Genomic DNA, 16543 nt, shown 5'->3' with positions numbered 1-16543 from the left:
CCGCGTTGGGCCGGTGGACAGTTCGCGGTAGCTTCGGGGGGTGAGTGCACGTGGCGGGTACGGCGACATCTTTTCCGGACATCAGCGCACCAGGAAGACCCCGGCACCGACCGTGGTCGCCGAGCGCGACCTGGTGGTGGAGGACGCGGCGAGCGGATTCTGCGGTGCCGTAGTGGGTTTCGACCGCGGCTACGACGGCGAGTTCGTGAAACTCGAGGACGGACGCGGCGTGGTCCGACTCTTCGCCCTGCGCGAGGCGGCCTTCCTCATCGACGGCAAACCGGTGACGCTGGTCAAGCCCACCGCCGCCCCGAAGCAGCCGACCCGCTCGGCGTCGGGTTCCACGCGGGTGGAGGGTCTGCGGGCCAGGGTCGCGCGCACCAGCCGGATCTGGGTCGAGGGCGTGCACGACGCGGCCCTGGTGGAGCGGGTGTGGGGGCACGATCTGCGGGTGGAGGGCGTGGTGGTCGAGCATCTGGAGGGCCTGGACAACCTCGGCACCCGGCTCACCGAGTTCGGGCCGGGTCCGGGCGCGCGGGTCGGCGTGCTGGTCGACCACCTGGTGACCGGGTCCAAGGAGACCCAGCTGACCACCGGTCTGGGCCCGCACGTGCTGGTGACCGGGCATCCGTTCATCGACGTGTGGCAGGCCGTGCGCCCCGCGGCGGTGGGGATCGACGCCTGGCCGACGGTGCCGCGCGGGGAGGATTGGAAGACGGGCGTGTGCGCGCGGCTGGGCTGGGGCACCCCGCAGCAGGGGTGGCGCCGGGTCTACGACGCGGTGGACTCGTTCCGTGACCTGGAATCGCCGCTGATCGGCGCGGTCGAACGGCTCATCGACTTCGTGACCGAACCCGAGTAGTCCCGGGGCAGCACACGCGGCGAACCTTTATGCTCGATGATTATGTGCTCTCCCAGTGCCACGTTGACGCTGTGGGCCGGCTCCTGGCTGGCCGGGACCAGCGCGCCCGACGACGTGCTGGAAGCGTTGCACGCCTGGGCGTCCCGGCACACCATCGCCGCGGGCGACCCGGTCACCGGCGGGCGCACCGACCTGCCGTGGACCTCGCACGCCGCGGGCGCCGGTTCCGGCGCGATGCCACTGCTCAAGGTGATCCGCGAGGCCATGGCCCCCGAGGGCGCGACCCTGCGCCTGGTGCTGCCCGCCCCCGGTGACGTGCGGGGTCTGCCGGTCGGCACCGCCTTCGCCGCCGACGCGATCGACGCCGAGGAGGGCCTGCTGCTGGGCGTTCCCGGCCAGGACGGCACCGGGCTGATCCCGCACTGGGACGACGACGAGACCCTGCAGTGGACCGTGTACAGCGTGAACATTCCGCACGTCACCGGGCAGGACATGTCGCTGGGCGAGGCCGAGTACACCATGCGCGAATCGGTGCGTGACGCCGCCGACGCGCTCACGCGCCTGCACACCACCGCGCTCGGCAACGGTGACGCCGACCCGCGCGAACAGATCGAAGCCCAGCTGGCCGCCTACTCCCGGCACGCCTATCCGGACTCGATCCCGTTGCGCGCCAAGCGCATTCTCGACACCGCCGACCATGTGGCGGCGATCCTCACCGTCGCCCAGCACGAACCGGCCTCCTCCCCCACCTCGGCCAGCGCGCTCGACTCGCACGAATCGCTGCTGCGGCCGCTGTGGAACACGATTCGGCACGCGCGGCTGGTGGCGGTGCACGCCGCGACGGGGCCGCTGGGCTGATCGCCCCGCCCGAATCGGGGCGTCGCGGTTCAGAATCCGCCGAGGGCGGTGCGCAGGGTCGGGACCGCGAGCACGGCCAGGGTGTCGACCCGGACGACCGGGCAGGTCCGGCCGGTGACGGTGTCGACCACATCGCGATCGTAGGACAGCGCGGCATTGGCGACGGTGTCCTGCACGGTCCACAGCTTCATGGCACCCGTGAAGGCCACCCGGGCGACCTCGGGACCAAGCGCCTTCCAGGTGCCCTTCTGACCGTCGAGGATGCCGCAGAGTTCGTCGACCGAGGCCTGCGAGATGGTGGGTTCGGTGGGCTGGGGCGGCTCGGTCTCGTAGCCGGACTCCTTGCCGCAGCCGGTCAGGCCCAGGGCCGCGGCGGCCAGCACGAGCACCAAGCCGTATCGGGGCGCCTTCGGACGCATCGGAAGTCCTCCGATCTGTCGAGCACAACTCCACAAAGCCTACTCCTCGGGCGCGGAACACCCGACGAATGTTTATCCGGTTGTGTTCAGCCCCGAGCGGGCCGCGCGGGCAGCTCACAGCAGCCGGGAGCGCAGAGCGCGCCGTCGACGGTGCAGCCGTAGCCGGGGACGGTGCCCAGTTCGCGGACCGGTCCGGCCTCGACGCGCTCCTGGATCAGCTCGACGATCATCCGGGAGAACCGAGGGTCGGTGCCAGGGGTGGCGGCGCGCGCGAAGGCCATACCGAGCTCGGCGGCACGGGTGGCGGCCTCGTTGTCGAGGTCCCAGATCACCTCCAGGTGATCGGAGACGAAACCGACCGGGCACACCACGACGGCGTCGATGCCCTTGCCGTGCAGCACGTCGAGGTGGTCGACGATGTCGGGGTCGAGCCACGGCACCTGCGGCGGGCCCGAACGCGACTGCCACACCACGTCGTAGTCGGTGAAACCCGTTGCCGCGGCGCACAATCGGGCGGCCTCGGCGACCTGCCTGCTGTAGAGGCGGCCGCCGTCGGCGGGCGGGCCCGCGGTGCGGTCGGCGGAGACCGGGATGGAGTGCGCGGTGAAGACCAGGCGGGCGCCGTCCCGGCGCTCGGCCGGGAGGCGCGCCAGGGCGGCGGTGATCGCGTCGGCGAAGGACTCGATCAGCAGCGGATGGTCGAAGTACTGGCGCAGTTTCACCAGTTCGGGGGCGTCGGCGCCGACGGCGGCCCTGGCCCGGGTGATGTCCTCGTCGTACTGGCGGCAGCCGGAGTAGCCGCCCCACGCCGAGGTGGGGAAGACCAGCGCCGACCGCACGCCGTCGGCGGTCATCCGGGCGACGGTGTCCTCGACCATCGGATGCCAGTTGCGGTTGCCGAAATACACCGGCAGGTCCAGACCGGCGTCGGCGAGGTCGGCCTCGACGGCGGCGATGATCTCGCGGTTGAGCGCGTTGATCGGCGAGACGCCGCCGAAATGCAGGTAGTGCTGGGCGACTTCCTCGAGTCGCGCGCGCGGGATCCCGCGGCCCCGGGTGACGTTCTCCAGAAAGGGGATCACGTCCCCGGGGCCCTCGGGGCCGCCGAAGGACAGCAGCAGCAGCGCGTCCGGCATCAGTTGGCGGTGAAGCCCTCGGGGAACCACATGTTGTGGCTGGCGCCGCCGTCGACGTAGATGATCGAGCCGGTGGTGGCGGGCAGCCAGTCCGAGAGCAGCGCCACGATCGACTTGCCCACGGCACGCGCGTCGGCGCCGTCCCAGCCGATCGGCGAGGCGCCGTCCCAGTACTCGTCGAGCTGACGCAGCTGCTTGGCGTCGTCGGTGGCGGTACCGGCGATGGCCTTGGCCGCCAGGGTCTTCACCGGGCCCGCGGCGATCAGGTTGGAGCGGATCTTCTTGGCGTAACCCACTTCCCGGGCCACGTACCGGTTCACCGACTCGAGCGCGGCCTTGGACACGCCCATCCAGTTGTAGTACGGCATCGCCACGCGCGGATCGAAGTCCATGCCGACCAGGGAGCCGCCCTCGTTCATCACGGGCAGCACGGCACGGGCCAGCGAGGCGTAGCTCCACGCGGAGATCTCGAAGGACTTGGCCACATCGGGGCCGGGGCCCTCGAGGAACGGCACCGCGTCCGGACCCATCAGGGTCTTGGGCGCGAACGCGATCGAGTGCAGCACGCCGTCGATGCCCTCGGGTGCCAGCGCGCGCACGGCCTCGGCCAGCGCGCCCAGGTTCTCCTCGTTGGTGACATCCAGCGGGATGGCCGGGGGCACCTCCTGCGGCAGGCGCTTGGCGATGCGGTCGATGAGCCGCAGCCGCTCCGGGATGCCGGTGATGATCACCTTCGCGCCCTGCTCCTGCGCGACCGCGGCCGCGCTGAACGCGATCGACGAGTCGGTGATGATGCCGGTGATCAGGATGGTCTTGCCTTCGAGCAGTCCGCCCATGAGTATTCGGTTCTCCCTGAGATCGATGAGGTTGCCGCCACCTTGTCGGTGGCGCGGGGGGATCCGTTAGCGGATCAGTGGCCCATCCCCATGCCGCCGTCGACCGGGATGACGGCGCCGGAGATGTAGGAGGCGTCGTCGGAGGCGAGGAAGCTGATCGCGGCGGCGACGTCCTCGGCCTGGCCGATCCGACCAGCGGGGATGAACTCGAGCGCGGCCTTGCGCATCTCCGGGGTCATGTCCTCGCGGGTCATGTCGGTGTCGATCAGCCCGGGCGCCACCACATTCGCGGTGATGTTGCGCTTGCCGACCTCACGGGTGATGGCGCGCGCCATCCCGACCAGACCCGCCTTGGCGGCCGCGTAGTTGACCTGCCCCGGCGCACCGATCTGGCCGACGACCGAGCCGAGGAAGATGACCCGGCCCCAGCGGCCCTTGAGCATGTTGCGGTTGGCGCGCTGGGCGACTCGCCACGCGCCGGTCAGGTTCGCGTCGATGACCTTGGTGAAGGAGTCCTCGCTCATGCGCATGAACAGCGTGTTGTCGACGATGCCCGCGTTGGCCACCACGACCTCGACCGGACCCTGGTGCGCTTCCACCTCGGCGAAGGCCCGATCGACCGCGGCGGAATCGGTGACATCGCACTTCACGCCGAACAGGCCCTCGGGCACTCCCGATCCGCGATGGGTGACGGCGACCTTGTGGCCGTCGGCGAGCAGGCGCTGGGCCACCGCGAGACCGATACCGCGATTACCGCCGGTGACCAGGACCGACCGGGATGTGACGTTCGACATAGGGTCCAACCTATCTGTTCCAGTTCGTGGGCCCCGCGTCAGGGTCGCGGCACTGCGAGGACTCACAACGCGGGGCGGTGCGTGCTAGGGCAGGCGTTGACGATAGAGCAAACTCACCACGACACCGGCGGTGACGAACAGCATGCCCGCCAGCAGCCAGGGCCTGCTCGCGTCGCCGCGGGTGGTCTCGTAGCCGATCTGCTCTTCGAGGGTGTCGTAGACCGCGGTGAGTTCGGCCAGCGAGGAGGCGGTGTAGAAGTCACCGCCGGAGAGCTTGGCGATCTCACGCAGCGAGTCGTTGTCGACCGGCACCTTCACCCGCTGCGAGCCCTTGCCGTCGGAGTCCGGGATCTCGACGGTGCCCCACTCGGTACCGAAGGAGATGGTCGAGACCGGGATGCCCTTGTTCTTGGCCAGCCGGGCGGCGGTGAAGCCGTGGCGCGGGTTGTCGGTGTCCTTGTCGTCGGGCACGGTCTGCTTGCCGTCCGACATGAGCACCACGCGCGCGGGCGGGGGTGTCTCGGCGCCGCCGAGGACCGCGGCCAGGGTGTCGATGGACTGCAGGGCGGTGAGGATGCCTTCGCCGGTGGCGGTGCGCTCGGCCAGCTTGATGTTGTCGATGGAGTGCTTGACGGCCTCGCGGTTGGTGGTCGGCGAGACCATCACCGAGGCGGTACCCGCGAAGGTCACGAAGCCGAGGTTGATGCCGGGGGTGAGTCCGTCGACGAACTCCTTACCGGCCTTCTGGGCGACCTGCAGCCGGTTGGGCGGCACGTCGGTGGCCTCCATCGACAGCGACACGTCCATCACCAGGACCACGGTCGCGCGGTTGCGCGGCACCTTCTGCACCGCCGTCGGTCCGGCGGCGGCGATGGTGAGCAGGATGAGGCCGACCAGGATCAGCGCGATCGGGGCGTGGCGCATCGGGCTCGGCCGCGACGGCGCGACCTTCTCGAGCACGGTCATGTTGCCGAACTGCAGCATCCGCTTGTGGCGGGCGCGCTGCACCAGCACATAGCCGAGGACCAGCAGCGCGACGACGAGCAGGAAACCCAGCCAGACGACGGCCGTGAAATGCGAAATACTCACTGGCGAGGCACCCGCCCGCTCGGGGCGCCGAGGCTGTGGCGCCGGGTGGACACGAACCGGACCACGTCGGCGATCCAGTCCCGATCGGTCTGCAAGGTGAGCACCGGCGCGCCGCAACTGCGCAGCGCCTGCTGCACCTGCTCACGCTGGGCCTTGGCCGCGGCCGCGAAATCGGCACGCAGCGTGGGGGTGACGCTGAATTCGCGGGTGCGCCCGGACTCCGGGTCGTGCAGCACCACGTCGCCGCCGTCGGGCAGGGCCACGTCGAGCGGGTCGAGCACCTCGACGGCGAGCAGGTCGTGGCGCGCGGAGATGGCGCGCAGCGACCGCTGCCAGTCGACGTCACCGAGGAAGTCGCTGATCACCACGGCCAGACCACGTTTGCGCTGCGGGCGGCGCAGCGATTCGATGCCCGCCTTCAGATCACCGCGCACGCCGTCACGGGCGTGCGGGGTGGTGGCGATGCCGCGCAGCATGGTCTGCGCGTGCAGACGACCGCTGCGCGCGGGGATGCGGACCAGGTCCTGACCGGTGGCCACGACGGCGCCGATGCGATTGCCGCCGCCGGAGGTGAGGTGGGTGATGGCCGCGGCCGCCGCGATGGCCAGGTCGCGCTTCTGCACCCGGCCGGTGCCGAAGTCCAGGCTCGACGAGAGGTCGACCACGAGCCAGGTCTCGAGCTCGCGGTCGGCGATCATCTGTCGCACGTGCGGATGGGTGGTGCGGGCGGTGACCGACCAATCCATCTGTCGCACATCGTCACCCGGCTGGTAGAGCCGGGCCTCTCCCGGTTCCGAACCGGGGCCGGGGATCAGGCCCTGGTGGTCGCCGTGCAGCACGCCGTCCAGGCGGCGGCGCACCGTCAGCTCGAGGGTCTTGAGCGCGGCGGCCAGCTTCGGGTCGGTCAGCTCACCGGCCCGGAACGACGGCGGCGCGTGGGACGACACGGGCACGCGGACAACGGGTTCCGGAGCACTCACTGGGGCCCGGCGTGCCCGGCGGGCTGGGACTGCTGCCCGTTCACCGGCTGCGGCGCGGGCTGTTGCTGGGCGGGCGGCTGGGGCACCGGCGGCTGTTGCGGGGCGGCCTGCCCGCCGACGGCCTGCGGGGCGACCTGCGGCAGACCGACGGTCTGCAGCACGCGCTTGATGACGTCCTCCGGGGTGACCTCGTCGGCGAGGGCGTCGTAGGACAGCACCAGACGATGCCGCAGCACGTCCGGGATGACCTCGACGACGTCCTGCGGCACCACGTAGTCGCGGCCGCGGATGAGCGCCACCGAACGCGCGGCGGCGATGATGCCCAGGCTCGCGCGCGGCGAGGCGCCGTAGGAGATCCAGCTGGCCACATCGGCCATGCCGAATTCGGCGGGGGTGCGGGTCGCGGTGATGACCCGGACGACGTAGTCGACCAGGGCGTGGTGCACGAAGACGTTGGCGGCCAGCTTCTGCAGCCGGATGATGTCCTCGGGGGCCAGGATCTGCTTGGGCTCCGGCGGGGCCACGCCCATCCGGTAGATGATCTCGCGCTCTTCCTCGACCGAGGGGTAGTCGACGACGACCTTGAACAGGAAGCGGTCGCGCTGGGCCTCGGGCAGCGGGTAGACGCCCTCACTCTCGATCGGGTTCTGGGTCGCCATGACCAGGAACGGATCGGGCATCGGGTAGGTCTTGCCGCCGATCGACAGCTTGCGCTCGGCCATCACCTCGAGCAGCGCCGACTGCACCTTGGCGGGCGCGCGGTTGATCTCGTCGGCGAGCACGAAGTTCGCGACGACCGGGCCGAGCTCGGTGTCGAATTCCTCGCGGCCCTGCCGGTAGATGCGGGTACCGATGAGGTCGGTGGGCACCAGGTCCGGGGTGAACTGCACCCGGGAGAACGACCCGCCGACGACCTTGGCGAAGGTTTCCACGGCCAGGGTCTTGGCGACACCGGGCACACCCTCGAGCAGCACATGGCCTCGCGCCAGCACGCCGACGAGCAGCCGCTCGACGAGTCGGTCCTGACCGACGATGACCCGTTTGACCTCGTAGATCGCCTTCTCGAGAGTCTGGACGTCACGCTCCAGGGTGCTCGTCGCAGCCGTACCGGCGTCTTTCGCCAGCTTCGGCCCGCTCACACCTTCCGTCGAAGTCACCAACATCCCCGCTTTCGCTTTGGTCCTGTGCGTGCCGCCCCAACTATTCCAGGTAATAGCCCGGCGCGCCGCAACCGGCCGGGAGTGACACGAATTCGTCCGCCACCCTACGCATGTCCGCCGCCGCCCGCCCGCGCGACAGCGGGAGTTCGCACTGGTCGAACCACCCACGCGTCCAACTTAGGTTTGACTATCCTTATTCTGAAAATGTAGCGTCCGGATCGTCGCCGGAGGTCCCCGGTGGCGACCGTTCCGAAATTTCGCGGAGGAAGAGCCATGAAGAAGATCGCCGCGGTGCTCGCCGCGCTGGGTTTCACCGCCCTGCTGACGGCCGGACTGGCCGCGCCCGCCCTCGCGGACCGCTCGGTGCGCGACGCCCAGGTCGCCGACCTCTACCTCCGCGACGCGGACCCCTCGCTCGACGCCATCGCCGGGCAGTTCGCCGCGCTGTGGAACCCGAACCTGCCGATGGGCCCGAAGCAGGAGGTCAGCTACCACGGCTCGACCGTCGGCCCGGCGCTGCAGGGCATCCTGTCCCAGGGCGGGGTCTACGACTTCCTGTCCATCCAGCTGCGCGCGACCTCCAAGAACATCTCCGGCAACACCATGACCGCGAGCATGTCCGGCGTGATGGCGGGCTTCCCGGCCTCGAGCGGCACCTACACCTACGTCCGCGAGGACGGCCTGTGGAAGGTCGACTGGAAGGCCACCTGCGAGGGCATGGGCGGCTGCACCGGTAACCCCGACTTCGGGTACTGACCCTTCTCGATGACGCACGCGCCCATGATCACCGTGTCCGGCCTGTCCAAACGCTACGGCGACAAGGCCGTGGTCAGCGATGTCGGTTTCGAGGCCCCGGGCGGAGCGATCACGTATCTGCTCGGGCCCAACGGCGCCGGTAAGTCCACGACCATGCGGATGATCGCCGGGCTGACCGCACCGGACGCCGGGACGGTGCGCGTCAACGGGCGCGCGCTGCGGGAGCTCGCCGAGCCCATGCGCGAGGTCCGCTTCACCCTCGACACCTTCGCCCGCAACCCCAAGCACACCGCGCGCCAGCACCTCGCGTGGCAGGCCCGCCTCGGCGGTATCCCCGTCACCGAGGTCGACGAGGTGCTCGCGCGGGTGGGGCTGACCGAGGTCGCCAAACGGCAGGTGGGCCGGTTCTCGCTGGGCATGCTGCAGCGGCTCGGCATCGCGACCGCGCTGCTGGGCGACCCGCGCACGCTCGTGCTCGACGAACCGGACAACGGTCTCGACGTCGACGGCATCCTGTGGCTGCGCGACCTGCTGACCGGGCTGGCGGCGCAGGGGCGTGCCCTGCTGGTGGCCTCGCACAATCTGACCGAGGTCGAGATCACCGCCGACCGGATCGTGATCATGGGCCGCGGGCGGGTGCTGTCGGACGCGAGTCGCGACGACACCCTGGCCCTGGGCGCGGGCCCACGCAAGCTCGAATCGGCGTACACGACGGTCACCCGCGGCAGCGTCGAGTATCGCGGCGCGGCGGGCCGACCGGCCGAGAACGAGGCGGAACAGTGAGTGTGACAAGGGATCTGGGCCGCACGGTCGGCAGCGAATGGGCCAAGCTGTCCTGGCGCAGCCCGGTGTGGCTGGCCATCGTGCCGATCGCGGTGCTGCTGCCGGTCGCGGTGAACGCGAGCCTGGCGATCGCCACCCGGATGAACAAGGTCAACGGCGCGGGCGGCATGGACACCAACAACGCCGGGTACTGGGTGATGATCTTCTCGACGATCGTGCTCATGTCGGCGGGCGTCGCCTCGCTCAGCAACGAATTCAAGTACGCGACAGCGGAACTGGTCTACGGCGCGCAACCCCGGCGCTGGCTGCTGCCGACCGCCAAGCTGATCGTGTTCGGCCTGATCACCGCCGTGACCACGCTGGTGACCGTGCTCGTGCTGCTCGCGGTCTTCCCGGTCGTGTTCTCCGATGTGTGGGGTCGGGTCGAGCTCACCTCGGCGGCGGGTGTGCGGCTGCTGTGGGCGCTGCCGGTCTTCGCCTTCTTCGTCAGCGCGCTCGGTATCGGCCTGGCCGGGCTGATCCCGCGTCCCGGCGTCGTGGTGGGCGCGGTGCTGCTGTGGAAGTTCGGCGTCGAGGCGTTCTCGGCCATGCTGCCGGTGAAGATCGGCAATGTGGTGCAGCAGTGGATGCCGTTCAAGAACGGCGAACTGGGCGCCGGACAGTACCCGACGATCAAGCCCGCCTTCGGCAGTCCCAACGGCGCGCTGCTGTTCTTCGCGCTCGTCGCCCTGGTGTTCTTCGCGCTCGGCACGGTGCGACTGTCCCGGCGCGATCTGACCACCGATTGACCGGCGCTATCCGGTGACGACGCGGACCGCGTAGGGCATGATGCCGTCCTCGCGGACCGGCGAGATCTTCACGACGTCACCGGATTCGGGCGCCTCGATCATCTTGCCGTTGCCCAGATAGAGGGCGACGTGGGCGCTGCCGCCCGGACCCCAGAACAGCATGTCCCCACGCTCGCGGTCGTCGACATCGACGCGGGTGCCCGCGTTGTACTGGTAGCCGCTGTAGTGCGGCAGCGAGACGCCGATGCCCGCGAAGGCGTAGAGCATCAGTCCCGAGCAGTCGAAGCCGACCTTGTTGTAGTCGCCGTGCGCGTCGGCGGTGCCACCGTCGCGGATGCCGAGGGTGGGCCCGTCCTCGTCGCCGCCGCCCCAGGCGTACTGCACGCCCAGCTGCGACATCGCCCGGTCGATCACGGTCTCGACCGCGGCCGAACCACCGATCTGGGGCTGGGTCGGGCGCGGTTTGGTCTTGCGGGGCGAGGCGGGGGTGGATTCGAGCTGGGTATGCGGGCGCTGCCCCTCGCCGAGTTGGGCGGCGCGGTCGCGGGCGGCCTGATCGGCGGCGGCGCGGGCCGCGGCGGCGTTGGCGGCGGCCAGCAGCGCGGTGATCTCGGCCTTGCGCTGGTCGTCCCAGGCCAGGAACACCTCGCGCTGACTCTGCAAGCCCGCCACCGTGGCGCGGGCGGCGTCGAGGGCGGTCTGGGCGGCGGCGCGGTCGCGCTGGAGGTCGTCGCGGGCCACGGCCTGGGTGTCGTATTCGGTCTTGGCGACGGTCATCGCCGTCTGGGCGGCGTTCCGCTTGGCCTCGGCGGCACCGGCCGCGGCGTCGGCGTCGGCCTTGGCCTGACGCGCGGTGGAGTTCTGGTTGGCCTGGGCGATCTGGGCGCGGCGCAGGTCGTCGAGCACCTGGCGCTGATTCTTCGACACCATGGCCAGCACCTGCGCCCGGTCCATGGCGGCGTCGGGGGTGGCCGAGGACAGGTAGGTGACCACCGCGCTGCTCGACGGTCGCACATACGCCTGGGTGGCGACCTGGTCGAACTCGCCGCGCGCCACGTCGACCTTCGCGCCCGCGTCGGTGAGCTGGGTCTGTGAGTCGGCGACGGCGGCCGCGGCCGCGTCGGCGGCGTCGCGGGCGCTCTGCAGGTCGACCAGCGCCTGGTTGACGGCCTCGCGCTTGGCGGCGAGCACGTCGTCGAGGGCCCGCAGCTGCTGGTCGGCGGCGGCGACCCGGTTGATGAGATCACCGATCTCGCCGACCCGCGCGTCGACATCGGCGCCCGCCCCGGCGATCTCACCGTCGGAGGGGTTGGCGGGGGGCGGGGGCACCGCCGCGACCGGTCCGGCACCGGCGAGCACGGCCAGCGCCATCAGCAAACCGATCGCTATTCGTAAGAGACCTGGATCTTCCCGTCTGCCCGCAGCGCGCACGGCTCCTCCGAGTAACTCGACTCGACACACGTCACCGGCGCATCAGTCCACCCACCGACCACAGAAGTCGACCAATGCCCCCTGTACCACTGCTTTACCTCACGCGAACACCGCAACCGTACGACACATAGTTCACAAAGGAAACATCCGCACCAGAACGACACGGGCGTAATTCGCGGATAGCCCGAAGTTAGCCTGTCAAAGGACAGGCTTCTCCCGCGATAAACAGACCAATGGTCTGGGTATGTGACTGAAGAGAAACCAGTTAACTGGCAGATCCCGCATCGACGGGCGGCGCCGACAACGTCCGGTCCTCGGTGTCCGGGCCGCGCCGGACCTTCACGAAGTACAGCCCGGCGATCGCCAGGGCGGTCAGGGTCAGCAGGACGGCGGTGATCACGCCCCAGGACGTGCCCTCGGGCTGCTCCAGGCGGCCGACGAAGGCCTGCACGGCCTCCTCGGGATGGTTGCCGCGGTACTTGGCCGCGTCCTCGGCCCACTCCAGCCGGACCCGGCTGATGCTGTCGCTGTAGGTGCCGATCCAGTCGTCGCTGAAGACCGCGACGGTTCCCTGGGTGCTCTCGCCGATCTGGGTGGCCAGGTCACGTAGGCTCGAGTCGTGGCCGGGATTACCGGGAACGACGACGACGCTGAGCGGGATCCCCTCGGATCGCGCCGCGGCGACGATCGCCGCGAGTTCCTCCTGGTCCTTGCCCTTGGGGGCGGCGACGTGATTGTCGGCGAGATCGGATTCGACACTGCTCGGCACAATGTTCGGCGGCAGTTCCGCGGCCATCGGCGCAAAGGTGTAGAAGGTCATCTTCCATCCGGTCTGTCGAGCCTCGGTCGCCTGGCGTGCGACGGGCGTCCAACACTGCAGGGTGAGCGTCACTGCTGTCTGTCCCCGACTCGCTCGACAGGCACAGTACGCGACTCCAGGGTCGAACATGCTCGCACGGCACTCACAACCGCCCCCGCGTATTTCATAGGACAAGCGTACTGTTAGGCTCGTACCGCGAGGAAACCGACGCTCACGGCGCCGGATTCCCTCCGAAGACGCGAGCCGTCGGCACAGCCCCGCCGACGGCACACCCTCACACATGAGTGGAGCTGACGTGACGAAGATTGATACCTTCGGCGCCAAGGGCACGCTCGAGGTCGGAAGCAACTCCTACGAGATCTTCCGTCTCTCGGCCGTCCCCGGCACCGAGAAGCTGCCCTACGCCCTGAAGGTGCTGGCGGAGAACCTGCTGCGCACCGAGGACGGTGCCAACATCACCGCCGACCACATCCGCGAGATCGCGAACTGGGACCCGTCGGCGCAGCCGAACGTGGAGATCCAGTTCACCCCCGCGCGCGTGATCATGCAGGACTTCACCGGCGTGCCCTGTGTGGTCGACCTCGCCACCATGCGTGAGGCCGTCACCGCCCTCGGCGGCGACCCGAGCAAGGTCAACCCGCTCTCGCCCGCAGACATGGTCATCGACCACTCGGTCATCCTGGACGTCTTCGGCCGCGCCGACGCGCTGGAGCGCAACGTCGAGCTCGAGTACGAGCGCAACGGCGAGCGCTACCAGTTCCTGCGCTGGGGCCAGGGCGCCTTCGACGACTTCAAGGTCGTCCCCCCGGGCATGGGCATCGTCCACCAGGTCAACATCGAGTACCTGGCGCCCACCGTCATGGTCCGCAACGGCCAGGCCTACCCCGACACCTGCGTCGGCACCGACTCGCACACCACCATGGTCAACGGCCTGGGCGTGCTGGGCTGGGGCGTGGGTGGCATCGAGGCCGAGGCCGCGATGCTGGGCCAGCCGGTCTCCATGCTGATCCCGCGCGTGGTCGGCTTCAAGCTGACCGGTGAGATCAAGCCCGGCGTCACCGCCACCGACGTGGTGCTCACCGTCACCGACATGCTGCGCAAGCACGGCGTGGTCGGCAAGTTCGTCGAGTTCTACGGCAAGGGTGTGGCCGAGGTCCCCCTCGCGAACCGCGCCACCCTGGGCAACATGAGCCCCGAGTTCGGTTCCACCGCCGCGATCTTCCCGATCGACGCCGAGACCGTGAACTACCTGCGCCTGACCGGCCGGTCCGACGAGCAGCTCGCGCTGGTCGAGGCCTACGCCAAGGAACAGGGCCTGTGGCACGACCCCGAGCACGAGCCCGCCTACTCCGAGTACCTCGAGCTGGACCTGGGCACCGTGGTGCCGTCCATCGCGGGTCCGAAGCGTCCGCAGGACCGCATCCTGCTCAGCGAGTCGAAGTCGGCGTTCCGCTCCGACATCGTCAACTACGTCGACTCGGCCGGTCTCACCGTGCTGGACGAGGGCGTCGAGGAGACCTTCCCGGCCTCGGATCCGGTCTCTGTCTCGGCCGGTGCCGCCGACGACACCTACATCCCGGCCCACTCGGCCGCCAACGGCGCCGAGGGCCGTCCGTCCAAGCCGGTCACGGTGCGCTCCGCCGAGCGCGGTGACTTCGTGCTCGATCACGGCGCCGTCGTGGTCGCGGGCATCACCTCCTGCACCAACACCTCCAACCCGTCGGTCATGCTGGGCGCGGCCCTGCTGGCGCGCAACGCGGTGGAGAAGGGCCTGTCCACCAAGCCGTGGGTCAAGACCAACATGGCGCCGGGCTCGCAGGTCGTCTCGGACTACTACGAGAAGGCCGGTCTGTGGCCGTACCTGGAGAAGCTGGGCTTCTACGTGGGTGGCTACGGCTGCACCACCTGCATCGGTAACACCGGCCCGCTGCCCGAAGAGATCTCGGCCGCGATCAACGACAACGACCTCTCGGTCACCGCCGTGCTCTCGGGTAACCGCAACTTCGAGGGTCGTATCTCCCCCGACGTGAAGATGAACTACCTGGCCTCCCCGCCGCTGGTCATCGCCTACGCGCTCGCGGGCACCATGGACTTCGACTTCGAGGCCGACGCCCTGGGTCAGGACACCGACGGCAACGACGTGTTCCTCAAGGACATCTGGCCGTCCCCGCAGGAGATCGACGACACCATCAAGTCGGCGATCAACCAGGAGATGTTCAAGAAGTCCTACGCCACCGTGTTCGACGGTGACGAGCGCTGGCAGGGTCTGGCCACCCCCGAGGGTGACACCTTCGCGTGGGACGAGAACTCGACCTACGTGCGCAAGGCGCCGTACTTCGACGGCATGCAGATGGAGCCCTCGCCGGTCGCCGACATCACCGGTGCCCGCGTGCTGGCGCTGCTGGGCGACTCGGTCACCACCGACCACATCTCCCCGGCCGGTCCGATCAAGCCGGGCACCCCGGCCGCGCAGTATCTCGACTCGCACGGTGTGGCCCGCAAGGACTACAACTCGCTGGGCTCGCGGCGCGGTAACCACGAGGTGATGATCCGTGGCACCTTCGCCAACATCCGGCTGCGCAACCAGCTGCTCGACGACGTCTCGGGTGGTTACACCCGCGACTTCACCCAGGACGGTGGCCCGCAGGCGTTCATCTACGACGCCTCGCAGAACTACCAGGCCGCGGGCATCCCGCTGGTCGTGCTCGGTGGCAAGGAGTACGGTTCGGGCTCCTCGCGTGACTGGGCCGCCAAGGGCACCAGCCTGCTGGGCGTGAAGGCCGTCATCACCGAGTCGTTCGAGCGCATCCACCGCTCCAACCTCATCGGCATGGGCGTCGTCCCGCTGCAGTTCCCGGCCGGTCAGTCGGCGGCCTCGCTGGGCCTCGACGGCACCGAGACCTTCGACATCGTGGGCATCACCCAGCTCAACGAGGGTGTCACCCCGAAGACCCTGAAGGTCACCGCCACCAAGGAAGACGGCTCGAAGGTGGAGTTCGACGCGGTCGTGCGCATCGACACCCCCGGTGAGGCCGACTACTACCGCAACGGCGGCATCCTGCAGTACGTGCTGCGCAACATGATCCGCGGCTGACACCGCGCATCCCGGTGGTGCAGTATCGAATGATGCTGCACCGCACGGGCATCCGTCGTGGATGCCCTTCTTGCGAGAGCCCCCGTCTCGGTGATTCCGGGGCGGGGGTCCGTGTATTCCCGTTGGAGGACTCATGCCCAAGGTCAGCGACGACCACCTCGCCGCCCGCCGCAGCCAGATCCTCGACGGCGCACGGCGCTGCTTCGCCGAATACGGCTACGACGGCGCCACCGTGCGCCGTCTGGAAGAGGCCATCGGCCTCTCGCGCGGCGCCATCTTCCACCACTTCCGCGACAAGGACGCGCTGTTCTTCGCCCTGGCCAAGGACGACGCCGAGCGCATGGCCGAGGTCGCGGCCAATCAGGGCATCGTGCAGGTCATGCGCGATATGCTCGCCCGCCCCGAGGAATTCAACTGGCTCGGTACGCGGCTCGAGATCGCCCGCCGGGTGCGTACCGATCCCGATTTCCGGGCGGGTTGGACCCAGCGTTCGGCCGAACTGACCGCCGCCACCCTGGCGCGTCTCGAGCGGCGCAAGGCCGCGGGCGCGCTACGTGACGACGTGCCTACCGATGTGCTGCTCGGCTACCTGGACCTGGTCTTGGACGGCCTGATCGCGCGCATCGCGTCCGGCCACACCGACGACAATCTCTCCGCCGTCCTGGACCTGGTCGAGGCCTCGGTCCGCCGCCGCGACTGAGAACCGCACCGCCGCAACCCTTCCGGTTAGGGTGAGG

General features: G+C 69.6%; 16 protein-coding genes. 7 read left to right on the top strand and 9 right to left on the bottom strand.

Annotated features, from left to right (window positions below; genetic code table 11):
• Positions 1-40: 40 nt before the first annotated feature.
• Together QC180_RS20315 and QC180_RS20310 are read left to right on the top strand one after the other, a co-directional pair.
• Positions 41-862, top strand: coding sequence for a DUF3097 domain-containing protein (locus tag QC180_RS20315; RefSeq protein WP_278264355.1), 822 nt, complete (start codon positions 41-43; stop codon positions 860-862).
• Positions 863-925: 63 nt separating this feature from the next.
• Positions 926-1720, top strand: a complete 795-nt coding sequence (locus QC180_RS20310) for a hypothetical protein (RefSeq protein WP_278264354.1) — start codon at positions 926-928, stop codon at positions 1718-1720.
• Positions 1721-1749: 29 nt separating this feature from the next.
• Here QC180_RS20310 and QC180_RS20305 read toward each other — a convergent pair whose 3' ends face one another.
• From QC180_RS20305 to QC180_RS20275, 7 genes are all read right to left on the bottom strand, one after another.
• Complete coding sequence (locus QC180_RS20305) at positions 1750-2139, bottom strand: hypothetical protein (protein ID WP_278264353.1); 390 nt, start codon at positions 2137-2139, stop codon at positions 1750-1752.
• A gap of 86 nt (positions 2140-2225) precedes the next feature.
• Positions 2226-3275, bottom strand: a complete 1050-nt coding sequence (locus QC180_RS20300; protein WP_278264352.1) for a ferrochelatase — start codon at positions 3273-3275, stop codon at positions 2226-2228.
• A complete protein-coding gene (gene inhA / locus QC180_RS20295) occupies positions 3275-4111 on the bottom strand; it encodes an NADH-dependent enoyl-ACP reductase InhA (protein WP_278264351.1) in 837 nt (278 codons plus the stop codon). Before inhA ends, QC180_RS20300 begins: the two co-directional genes overlap by 1 nt.
• A 74-nt stretch (positions 4112-4185) precedes the next feature.
• Positions 4186-4905 (bottom strand): 3-oxoacyl-ACP reductase FabG1, encoded by a 720-nt coding sequence (gene fabG1 / locus QC180_RS20290; protein WP_278264350.1) that lies wholly within the window; start codon positions 4903-4905, stop codon positions 4186-4188.
• A gap of 84 nt (positions 4906-4989) precedes the next feature.
• Complete coding sequence (locus tag QC180_RS20285) at positions 4990-5994, bottom strand: VWA domain-containing protein (RefSeq protein WP_278264349.1); 1005 nt, start codon at positions 5992-5994, stop codon at positions 4990-4992.
• The gene (locus QC180_RS20280; protein WP_278264348.1) at positions 5991-6947 is read right to left on the bottom strand and encodes a DUF58 domain-containing protein; all 957 of its coding nucleotides are present in this window, start codon (positions 6945-6947) and stop codon (positions 5991-5993) included. The genes QC180_RS20285 and QC180_RS20280 overlap by 4 nt, the downstream gene beginning before the upstream one ends.
• Positions 6948-6970: 23 nt before the next feature.
• Entirely contained in the window at positions 6971-8137 is a 1167-nt protein-coding gene (locus tag QC180_RS20275; protein ID WP_278264347.1) for an AAA family ATPase, read from the bottom strand.
• 270 nt (positions 8138-8407) lie between these two features.
• Here QC180_RS20275 and QC180_RS20270 point away from each other — a divergent pair, with 270 nt between their 5' ends.
• The 3 genes from QC180_RS20270 to QC180_RS20260 are packed head-to-tail and all read left to right on the top strand — an operon-like array spanning position 8408 to position 10461.
• A complete protein-coding gene (locus QC180_RS20270) occupies positions 8408-8890 on the top strand; it encodes an MTB12 C-terminal domain-containing protein (protein WP_278264346.1) in 483 nt (160 codons plus the stop codon).
• Positions 8891-8899: 9 nt separating this feature from the next.
• On the top strand, positions 8900-9673 hold the full coding sequence (locus QC180_RS20265) for an ABC transporter ATP-binding protein (RefSeq protein ID WP_278264345.1): 774 nt from the start codon (positions 8900-8902) through the stop codon (positions 9671-9673).
• Positions 9670-10461, top strand: coding sequence for an ABC transporter permease (locus QC180_RS20260; protein ID WP_278264344.1), 792 nt, complete (start codon positions 9670-9672; stop codon positions 10459-10461). The genes QC180_RS20265 and QC180_RS20260 overlap by 4 nt, the downstream gene beginning before the upstream one ends.
• A 6-nt stretch (positions 10462-10467) precedes the next feature.
• Here QC180_RS20260 and QC180_RS20255 read toward each other — a convergent pair whose 3' ends face one another.
• The gene (locus QC180_RS20255) at positions 10468-11832 is read right to left on the bottom strand and encodes an NlpC/P60 family protein (RefSeq protein ID WP_278264343.1); all 1365 of its coding nucleotides are present in this window, start codon (positions 11830-11832) and stop codon (positions 10468-10470) included.
• A gap of 325 nt (positions 11833-12157) precedes the next feature.
• Positions 12158-12712, bottom strand: a complete 555-nt coding sequence (locus QC180_RS20250; protein ID WP_278264342.1) for an Rv1476 family membrane protein — start codon at positions 12710-12712, stop codon at positions 12158-12160.
• Between the two features lie 280 nt (positions 12713-12992).
• Between QC180_RS20250 and acnA the strand changes: the two genes are divergently transcribed.
• Both acnA and QC180_RS20240 read left to right on the top strand, forming a co-directional pair.
• A complete protein-coding gene (acnA, locus tag QC180_RS20245; RefSeq protein WP_474646496.1) occupies positions 12993-15806 on the top strand; it encodes an aconitate hydratase AcnA in 2814 nt (937 codons plus the stop codon).
• Between the two features lie 133 nt (positions 15807-15939).
• Positions 15940-16506, top strand: coding sequence for a TetR/AcrR family transcriptional regulator (locus tag QC180_RS20240; protein ID WP_278264340.1), 567 nt, complete (start codon positions 15940-15942; stop codon positions 16504-16506).
• Positions 16507-16543 lie beyond the last annotated feature (37 nt).

This window comes from Nocardia anocheti (genome assembly GCF_029675105.1).
Classification (GTDB): Bacteria; Actinomycetota; Actinomycetes; order Mycobacteriales; family Mycobacteriaceae; genus Nocardia.
This window is presented reverse-complemented; position numbering and strand designations above follow the sequence as displayed.

Excerpts from the sequence above, each read along its gene's own strand:
- QC180_RS20305 (WP_278264353.1), bottom strand. The coding sequence starts at position 2,139 with ATGCGTCCGAAGGCGCCCCGATACGGCTTGGTGCTCGTGCTGGCCGCC.
- QC180_RS20300 (WP_278264352.1), bottom strand. The coding sequence starts at position 3,275 with ATGCCGGACGCGCTGCTGCTGCTGTCCTTCGGCGGCCCCGAGGGCCCC.
- inhA (WP_278264351.1), bottom strand. The coding sequence starts at position 4,111 with ATGGGCGGACTGCTCGAAGGCAAGACCATCCTGATCACCGGCATCATC.
- fabG1 (WP_278264350.1), bottom strand. The coding sequence starts at position 4,905 with ATGTCGAACGTCACATCCCGGTCGGTCCTGGTCACCGGCGGTAATCGC.
- QC180_RS20275 (WP_278264347.1), bottom strand. The coding sequence starts at position 8,137 with ATGTTGGTGACTTCGACGGAAGGTGTGAGCGGGCCGAAGCTGGCGAAA.
- QC180_RS20270 (WP_278264346.1), top strand. The coding sequence starts at position 8,408 with ATGAAGAAGATCGCCGCGGTGCTCGCCGCGCTGGGTTTCACCGCCCTG.
- QC180_RS20265 (WP_278264345.1), top strand. The coding sequence starts at position 8,900 with ATGACGCACGCGCCCATGATCACCGTGTCCGGCCTGTCCAAACGCTAC.
- QC180_RS20255 (WP_278264343.1), bottom strand. The coding sequence starts at position 11,832 with ATGGCGCTGGCCGTGCTCGCCGGTGCCGGACCGGTCGCGGCGGTGCCC.
- QC180_RS20250 (WP_278264342.1), bottom strand. The coding sequence starts at position 12,712 with ATGACCTTCTACACCTTTGCGCCGATGGCCGCGGAACTGCCGCCGAAC.
- acnA (WP_474646496.1), top strand. The coding sequence starts at position 12,993 with ATGAGTGGAGCTGACGTGACGAAGATTGATACCTTCGGCGCCAAGGGC.
- QC180_RS20240 (WP_278264340.1), top strand. The coding sequence starts at position 15,940 with ATGCCCAAGGTCAGCGACGACCACCTCGCCGCCCGCCGCAGCCAGATC.